Origin of the sequence: Microcoleus sp. AT8-B5 (assembly GCF_036705565.1) — a bacterium.
Classification (GTDB): domain Bacteria; phylum Cyanobacteriota; class Cyanobacteriia; order Cyanobacteriales; family Microcoleaceae; genus Microcoleus.
Genome location: NZ_JAUBUY010000023.1, coordinates 112,038 through 120,931 on the forward strand (window position 1 = coordinate 112,038; position 8,894 = coordinate 120,931).

General features: G+C 47.2%; 5 protein-coding genes and 1 pseudogene. 4 read left to right on the plus strand and 2 right to left on the minus strand.

Annotation, left to right across the window (positions count from 1 at the left end; genetic code table 11):
• Positions 1 to 272: 272 nt before the first annotated feature.
• Positions 273 to 4,628 carry a hypothetical protein gene (locus QUB39_RS17245; protein ID WP_333485109.1) on the minus strand — a complete coding sequence of 1,452 codons (4,356 nt, stop codon included), beginning with the start codon at positions 4,626 to 4,628 and terminating at the stop codon, positions 273 to 275.
• 695 nt (positions 4,629 to 5,323) lie between these two features.
• Positions 5,324 to 5,545: a hypothetical protein gene (locus tag QUB39_RS17250; RefSeq protein ID WP_333260648.1), complete on the minus strand. Its 222-nt coding sequence runs from the start codon at positions 5,543 to 5,545 to the stop codon at positions 5,324 to 5,326.
• A gap of 259 nt (positions 5,546 to 5,804) precedes the next feature.
• On the opposite strand from QUB39_RS17250, the gene QUB39_RS17255 reads away from it, so the two are divergent.
• From QUB39_RS17255 to QUB39_RS17270, 4 genes and pseudogenes are all read left to right on the plus strand, one after another.
• Positions 5,805 to 6,518 (plus strand): Crp/Fnr family transcriptional regulator, encoded by a 714-nt coding sequence (locus QUB39_RS17255; RefSeq protein ID WP_190663937.1) that lies wholly within the window; start codon positions 5,805 to 5,807, stop codon positions 6,516 to 6,518.
• 90 nt (positions 6,519 to 6,608) lie between these two features.
• The gene (locus tag QUB39_RS17260) at positions 6,609 to 7,106 is read left to right on the plus strand and encodes a universal stress protein (RefSeq protein ID WP_333058207.1); all 498 of its coding nucleotides are present in this window, start codon (positions 6,609 to 6,611) and stop codon (positions 7,104 to 7,106) included.
• Between the two features lie 302 nt (positions 7,107 to 7,408).
• Positions 7,409 to 8,170, plus strand: coding sequence for a DUF2232 domain-containing protein (locus tag QUB39_RS17265; RefSeq protein WP_333233756.1), 762 nt, complete (start codon positions 7,409 to 7,411; stop codon positions 8,168 to 8,170).
• Between the two features lie 188 nt (positions 8,171 to 8,358).
• Positions 8,359 to 8,894 (plus strand): annotated as a pseudogene (locus QUB39_RS17270) (RNA-guided endonuclease TnpB family protein); the annotation flags it as partial.

Sequence of the window (8,894 nt, forward strand, 5' to 3'; positions counted from 1 at the left end):
CATTTGTCTCAACTTTAACGATCTCTTACGTCCATCTTATTAGCCATCCCAAATCTGCTGAACCTGAAATACTCAGCTTTGCACAATCTTTAAAAAGCAATCACACTTTTATAAAGTTTCTATGTATTTTTTATAAAAACGTATAAAGTTTCTGTAAACTTACGTAAATTTACAGAAAAAAGTTAGTCCGGGACGCAAAAAAACCTGGTTTCGGCTAGGACTCTTCCCGGAAGACAGGGAGGATTCTACTGAGAAACCGGGTTTTTTGCCGTTTAGCGATAAATATCGGTGCGAACATCCCAAGCAAGTGTTAGCGGTTCTAACAATTTTTGCTGGCTGCTAGAGGCGAGTTTGCTTAAATATTTGCGAACAACAAAGGCGTGTTCGAGATTCAAACGATAACCGCGTGAGACATCTTCAAAGAAAAGCGGCTCAGCCCAAATTTCTTCCCAATCAGGATTTTGCCTTGACTCCTCGGCAAGCAGGATGAAATCTTCCTCCGCAGGCACAAGTCCCGCCGGCAAATTTCCTTCCAAAATCCGCAAAATCCGGGGTTCGCAGGTGCGGGTATTCACGCCTTGGCCCTCCAACAACTGCAAAATTTCCTGAAAGCTCAAAGTTTCCCCGCCCAAAACCTTCATTAATTCCCACAGCAGAAAAAAGTCGCTGTACTGCTGCTGCGACACATCCAAAATGTGAGGATAGAGAGCCAAACTCGCTAACCCGCAGGCAACTCGACCAATTTTTTGGGAATTTGTACTTTGAGATACAGAATTTAATGCAGAATTGTGAATCTCAAAAATATCTCGATCGCCCTGCAATTCCTGGTCTTGAACCACGATCGCATTCGGCAACTTCTGCCGCAACCAGCGGGCAATCGCAGGCCAAGCACCCATACCCCCCGCACAAATCGCCTGATTAATCCCCGCCGGCGACATTCCCGCGCGGCTGAGCAAAGCATTCAATTCACGGTTCAACTGCTGCACAAAAGGCACTAAAACCAGACTTTCTACATCTTTGCGCTTCACATCCCAATGCTGCTGACCAATATCCAAAGCAAAACTTTTTTGATGTTGCAAAATAACTTTTATTTGCCTTGCCGCCTCTAACAATTGCAGGCCAAAAGCAGAACCTTGTAACCGCTGCTGCAATTGATAGCGACTCGGCAAATCGGGATGGCCAGGACGTGGCAAATCGATCGACATTCCCCAAGTTTCATTTTTAGCCAACAACTGACAGATAATATCCTGATCGAAAGCATCGCCAGCCGCATCAAAACTGTGGCAAGTAAAATCAGCACGAGTTAAATCTTGAAGATTAGACGGCAACTCAACTAAAGCTAATTCCACCGTCGCCGCCCCCGCATTCAAAATCAAAGTTCCCCCGCTAAAAGACGAAGCATTCACAGTCAGCGGTGCAGCTTCTTCAGTGCCCTTAGCAGAATCCACGGCTGACGACTCGACTTCCATGCGATTTTTCACAGGAGTTACAGCAGCAAGCAAAGTGGCGATCGCATCTTCCACCACAAAAATTTGCGAACCAGAAGCCACCAGAGACGCACCCAAAACCGCCTCCCGCAGATTAAACCGATAAACATCCGACCAGCCGGCCGGAGTCCCCAAAATTACACCCTGCAAGTCTAAAAGCGCCGCATCAAGAGTTTCTGGCGTCAGTCCCGAAGCCCTACAAATTAAATTAGAAACTGGCAATCCTGCAAAATTCGCCCTTGGTGCAGAATCCAAAATTTCCCCCGATTCGGCAAATTTTTGTCCCCGCAAACTCGGATTCAAAGTAGCCAGCAGCGCCCGCACACATTGCAGCGGCAAGGCGATCGAAAAAGCCTGCAAGGGATCCCACTGCAACAGCGGTTCGTACATCCCAGCAGCCTCCCGCTGATAAGGAATGCCCACCTTTAAAGGCAATTTAAAATTTTCCAGTAAAAATTCTCCTGCAGGCAAAGCCTGGGGTCGGAATCCCACCGACTTGACTGTCACCTCTGACCCTGGGCTACCTGGGGATGTTTGGGTCAGCACCGCAGCCGAGGGAATCCGACAACTGGCGTCTGCTGGCCAAGCCTCAGCCTGCGATGCTTCCCAGTAAATCGGGTGCAATTCGCCACTGGTGCGATCGAGCAAAGCCGCAGACAGGCCGCTGGAACCAAAATCAATCCCCAAATACCAGCTAGAATTTCGGCGTTGTCGGGATGGGGCGATCGCACCTGCTGCAGAATGCCCAGCCGCCTCTTGCTGCTGTGTTTCGGCAAACTCGCTAAAATCGGTTTTCCCCTCAACAACTCCTGCTTTACTCTCTGTCGAAATTAGGTTTTTTTTTTGACTTTCTGGAGGACTCGATCGCAGTTCGTTAGTTTCGGCAGTTTCTGGAGGGGGAGAATCAGTCAAAGGTCGATCGGTTTCGGTCAAACTAGCCAAAATCTCGTCTAGCGTCAAATTCGAGTCGTCTTCCTCAGCCAACAAATCATCCTCAAGTTCGTCTTCCAAAACAAAAGGTTGATCATCCGAGGATAGTTCCAAAACATCGGAGAACAAATCCTCCAGCGTGCCGAGTTCTTCCTCTGCCACCTCGGCAAAGGGATTGTTTGCAATGCCTTCGGGGGAACTCGCCGATAAATCCAAGGTGTTAGCGACTGAGAAATTCGATCGCCGGGAGCTAGTATTTTCCACTTCCTCCAGATTGTAGAGGTCTGCCTCCAAAAGTTCCAGAGTGTTGTTGTCCAAATTTAGAGCTCGATCGAGGTCATCTTCTAATTCCTCGATCGGCAGCAAATCCTCGTCCGGCGAAGCTTGGATGTACTCCTCATCGAGTCGCTGCGACGAAGTGCCGGACTCGCCAGTTTGAACCTCACCGATACTTGGCACATGAGACTCGGCACTGGGGAGGTTTGGGCTAATTTCGGCTGGCGTTCTCAACGGCAAAGGTGGCGATTCAGGCATCGCAGCGTCGAACTGCTCACCTTGGTTTTGACCCGTTTCTAGATTTTCTCGATCGTCCCCGTCAATTTTCACCTCAGCAGTTGAGGGTGGTGGTGCTGAAACTTGAGGTACTTTTGCCACTTGCGGTTCAAATAAATCTGCACTATCTAAAGTTAGAGACTCTACAGAATTCCCCATTACAAATTCTGAATCTTCATCTCCTAAAATCTCTTCCAAAGATTCGCCTTCATCCAGCAGATTTACAAACAAATCTTCGGTCATTTTTAGCGATTCGGCAGTTTCCCGATCCGTCGTCGCTTGGTATTCTAAACCTTCAGTTTGGGTCTCAATTTCAGTATTTTCTACAGGGAAACTTTCAACTTGTAATTCTACTTCAGGAACCGCTTCTCCCGCGAACAAACTTGCATACAAATCCTCAATTTCTTCGTCTGTTTCTGTAAACCTATTGTCCGATTCTTCCCCCGTATCTAGAGTTGAATTTTGAGATGTTTCGGGTGTAGAACCCAACAAATTATCTTCCAACTCCGGGAGCATAATTGGGGCTTGAATGCGATCGCGTTCGCGCCTCAACTGTCTGAATTGCGGAGAAATTTCTGTACCGGCGTAGGGAAATCTGTCTTGTTCTCCGAATTCGCCGGTGCGAATGGACTGCACCGAGTCTCCCGTCTGAGTCTCTGGGGCTGAGTGTTCGATCGGAGTATTTGAAAGGGCGGGAGCGACAGAAGATCGATCGGCTGCGGTTGGGGTGACGGTTTCGAGATTATTTGCTAAATCGATCGGCTGTTGAACGTAGGAAGACGCTTCTCGCCCCAACTGTGAGGCCAAGTGGTTGACCAAAGCCGCGAACATCGCCTCGCTCTGCTGGCTCAAACCGTACATATTTTCGAGTTCTTGTCTCAAGGAAGCTTGATAGCTTTGCAGATTTGCTTGCAAAGCCTCGAACACGATAGCCATCCTCGAATCGAGGCTCATCAGCAGACTGTCAGCATGAGATTGGAAAAGTTGCATTTGCTCCAACCTCTGAGCCGGCGTCAGCAGCGGGTGTTCTTCTGAGGTTTGTCGGTGAAGTGTTACGTCAATAGCCGATTCTTCATCAGGCGCACTGCCCAAAGAGTATGGTGCTGAGATACTTTGCAATAACTGATTTTCTAGGGAATTTAGAATTTGGGAGAAATCGCTAGTCAAGGTTTCTTCCAAGCGGGCACTCAGTACCTGCAAAAATTCAGCAATGATTTGCTGTTGGTTGGCTTGTTGCTGAGCTAGGGATTGTTGCTGCTGCCGTTTTGCTTCTAGCTGTTTGATTTCTTGAATGAGAGCTTGCTGCTCTTGCCGCAGAGCTTCTATGTCTTCTTGGAGCGGCCCTGTCAGGCTGGAACGCAGGTGGCTGATTTCTCCGGTTACCGCCAGCATGATTTGCTCTGCTGCTGAGGGGCCAGGGGGGGGCAGAGGCACTTTGGGTACTGGAACTGGTTCGGGGCGGACATTTTGGCGGGCCGCGGCCTTTGGGGCCGTTAGCTTTGAGTCTGAGGAAACCAGATAAGCGCGAACTCGCTCTAAAAGTTGGCGCTGGTGGACAGTATCAAGAGAACCCGTCCAAGGCAAGCGGGGTGCGGGCTTGCTGAGTACCTCGTCTATCTCAGCAATCAGTGCTTGAATTTTGTACTTCTGAGAATTCAAGGGCGGAACCTCTGGGAATGCGGCTTGGGAGAAACTTTACCGACAAAAGACTGAAGTCAATCGATTTTAGATTTTAGATTTTAGATTTTAGATTGAAGCATTGACTTGCGCGAGATAAATACGTTCGGCAAGTTTCTCGGATACAGGTTTTTTATTTCTGGACGGATGAATCCGGGGGCTTGTATCCTGGATGCTTTCGCTCAATAATTCACTAATATTTTCTGACAACAGTTAATTAACCTTTTGTCTTCGGATAACTTCTATTGCCTATCATAGGTTAACCGGTACTTCCGCACCAAATGCCCGCTTCTATCAATTGCAAGTGCTTTCAAATTCTGCGACTCAGGGGCGAGTTTCCTGACCCGGAGGCTGATTCCTGCTCGGAATAGCTGTGATCCCGACCAACTTTTGCCTTCACCCGCTTGAACAAAGAGCCCCACACTGTCACCGCGAGTTTCGTTAGGATGTCTGCGCGCCACTGTCTCTTCATTTTTCACCGACTTGGAAAAAACCTCAAACAATTTGCGATTTGGGATACCGAGATTCGGGATTATCCCCGTATACTGGATTTGAGTAACCTTTAATTATAGCCTATTATCTGTATTCATGGCTAGATACTAATGGTACAATAATCTTGGGTAGCAGAAAATTTTGCTGGGAAGTGGGAGGGTTTCGCTCGCCAAGAGCGCCAGTATTTAGGCTTGCAATGGCTGTGGATTTTGCCGATCGTGCTGACATTGGCCAGATTCTAGGCAGTTGCTCGGATTTGGGATCTGTCTGCCGTGGCACCCCTTGCGATCGTGGATTCTGCCTTCTCGAAAGCAAGGCCGAGTGACAACAAATCTCTCAGCAGTGTTAAGCTTGTCTTCGCGAAGTGCTTTCAAAGGTAATTCGATCGGCTCAGTCGTTTGCCACATAGCTAAAATTTTGTTAATAAAATTTGCTCAGTGGTATGTATCTAAAAAATTATGGTATATTCTTTAGTTTCTAGCTCCCAATCAGAGCTTGAGGCTATTAATTACCATATTGAGCCTTTGACCGCAAAACTTTAGAGGTAAAATTGCCGATTTTAGATCCTTGTTTCTCAAATCTGGAATCTCAAATCGAATGACTCGGCTGCAAGCTATTTGTAACTGCCCAGCGCAGCTCAAGCGCATAAATTAAAATGATGGCCTCATGGAAGACCGCTTTAACACCCGAGACCCGAATTCTAATATAAATCAATTGATAGTTTCTACTCCTTTTTTTGCAGGATTACCCGATCCTGTAATCGAGAGAGCAACTGTCCACATCGTTACCCGAAGTCATCCGTCAAATCAAGTGATTTTACTCGAAAATGACTGGGGAACATCAGTGTATTTTATATTGGATGGTTGGGTGAAAATTCGCACCTACAACCTAGACGGAAAAGAAGTAACACTGAATATTTTAGGGAAAGGAGAATTATTCGGGGAAATGGCCGCGATCGAAGAAGCACCGCGATCGACAGATGTGATCACCCTAGCCCCGACACTGATCGGCAATATGCCATCTCAGGATTTTGTGCAGCTCATTCATACCGAGCCTCTAGCAGGCATTCGCCTAGCTCAACTGATGGCGCGTCGCCTGCGACAAGTCAACCGCCGCCTGCGTTTACGAGAGTCCGACAGTACCTCGCGAGTAGCAGATATTCTCTTATTTTTGGCCGAAGGGCAAGGCAAAAAAATCCTGGAAACAGGAGGTACAGAAATACCGAACCTGCCACACAGAGAATTAAGCAGCCTCAGCGGGCTGGCTCGCGAAACAGTAACGCGAGTGCTCAGCAAGCTGGAAAAAAAAGGAACTATTCAGCGCGAACGTGACGTTTTGTGCATTCCCGACCTGCACGCCTTAGAGCGTCTGTTAGTCTAGAAGTATCAGAGTTTGCTTTTATTGAATCTAATTCAAAAGCACTCTCTGTTAACTAAGTGATATTAATGATTTCCTGCAGGAGGTAAAGCTGTGAGTTTTAAGAAAATTTTCGCCGCCTTAGATGATTCTGAACTGGGCCACCGTGTTTTCACGCAAGCTTTAGAATTAGCTCTGAACGATCGCGCCCAGGTGATGCTATTTAACTGCGTTACTGTCAGCACGCTGGGGGAGACGGCAGTGCCAATTCCGGTAGATTTGGGCATGAATGTCGAGTTAATGGATCAAGCTTATCAAGCTCAACGTTTGCGGCTGGAAAGCGACGTAAAACACGCTTCGGGTTTGCTAAAAAATTACTGCGACGCTGCAGCAAAAAAAGGATTGCAGGTAGAATTTGACTGCAAAAAGGACGGCGATCCGGGGCATTGTATCTGTGAAGCAGCCGAAAATTGGGGCGCAGATTTAATAGTATTGGGGAGGCGCGGCCGCACGGGGTTCGCAGAAGCTTTCCTCGGCAGTGTCAGCAATTATGTCGTTCACCACGCATCTTGTTCGGTTTTGGTAATCCAGGAAGGCAAAATTGAAAAATAATGCTGCTGAAAATGTTTGCTGAAAAAATCGATCGAAAATACAGCACTTTCCAGGTAAGTGAAGTACAGAGAAACCGGGTTTCTTGAATAAAACCGATTTCTGGCGAGAAATCCAGAAGAAACCCGGTTTCTGGGGTGTACTTTATAAACCTGGAATCCGCTGTAAGACTTCCGCTCCTGGCTGATTCCCGGTTTCTGCGAGCAATATTAAATTTGGCGGCGAGGCATCCAAACACTGAAACCGGGAATCAGCCGTATCGGGGGCCAGTCCCGTAAAATCTAAAATCTAAAATCTAAAATCGGATGAGTGATTTTTTGTCAGCAGATGCTGCGTCTAATTCGGGTAGTTCACCCAGTACAAATAACGAGCCCCAAACCGCCGATATTTCAGCAATGACTGGCGATCGCCCAAATCCCGATCCGGGGAAGCACATCTCTGGGGAAGCGCCTTTAAGGCTGGTAGAAACGGCTTTTTTGGCAAGTACCGCTAGCTTAATTTGGCTGGTAAATTATTACTTTCCGCTGGGGCCTTTGCTGCGGGTTTTTTTTCCGATACCCATCGCCCTGGTTTACTTGCGCTGGGGCAACCGAGCAGCTTGGATGGCAGCTTTGGTATCGGGTTTGCTGCTGTCGGTACTCATGGGCCCGACGCGGAGCATTTTATACGTGATGCCTTTTGGAATTATGGGAGTTGCGCTGGGAGGACTTTGGAGGCGCAAAGCGAGTTGGTCACTCTCTATTAGTGTGGGCGCTCTCATTGGTACTGTCGGCTTCTTTTTTCGGTTTTGGCTGCTATCAGCGTTGGTGGGTCAGGATCTATGGGTTTACGTAACGGCCCAGGTAACAGAGATGGTGGAATGGGTGTTTGTGAAGCTGGGCTGGCTTAATGTACCGAGTTTGAACACAATTGGGGCGATCGCAGCCGGGATGATTTTAGTTAACAATATTGTCTATTTATTTGTAGTGCATTTAGTAGCTTTGCTGCTATTAGATCGTTTGGGAAACCCAATTCCGCGCCCACCAAGCTGGGTGGAAGTTTTGATCGATTATAACGATCAAGCATGAAAACCCCGTGACTTTAGTCCGGGGAAGAAAAACAGAAGGAGGCTAAAGCCTCCCATTTCCTTTGTTAGAACCAAGTTTTTACGACTAACTTTATAGTATACGAAACTTACGTGTAAAGCTTTGTGAACAACTCAAGCGATATTAAGCCGATGTTGTTAGCATAAGAAAAACGTGATGAGGTCGAAGTCATGCTAGTTTTTGAATTCAAAGCATACGGAAAAAAGCAGCAATTTGCCGCTGTAGACGAAGCAATTAGAACAGTACAATTCATCCGTAACAAAGCATTGCGCTTTTGGATGGAAAACCAAAAAGTCAACAAGTATGACTTGAATAAGTACAGTGCTGTTTTAGCTAAAGAATGGACGTTTTGCGATGAACTCAACAGCATGGCTCGACAATCAAGCGCAGAAAGAGCGTGGTCGGCAATCGCCCGATTTTACGACAACTGTAAAAATAAAATTACCGGGAAAAAGGGTTTTCCGCAGTTTCAGAAAGACAATCGGTCGGTCGAATATAAAACGACCGGGTGGCGGATGGCAACTGACCGAAAATCTATCACTTTTACCGATAAAAAAGGCATCGGAAAACTTAAGCTGAAAGGGACGCGCGACTTACATTTTTATCAGCTTACCCAGATTAAGCGAGTACGCTTAGTCAAACGAGCCGATGGATACTACATCCAGTTTTGCGTTCAAGTTGACCGTTCCGAGAAGATTGAAGTTAC

Excerpts from the sequence above, each read along its gene's own strand:
- QUB39_RS17250 (WP_333260648.1), bottom strand. The coding sequence starts at position 5,545 with ATGTGGCAAACGACTGAGCCGATCGAATTACCTTTGAAAGCACTTCGC.
- QUB39_RS17255 (WP_190663937.1), top strand. The coding sequence starts at position 5,805 with ATGGAAGACCGCTTTAACACCCGAGACCCGAATTCTAATATAAATCAA.
- QUB39_RS17265 (WP_333233756.1), top strand. The coding sequence starts at position 7,409 with ATGAGTGATTTTTTGTCAGCAGATGCTGCGTCTAATTCGGGTAGTTCA.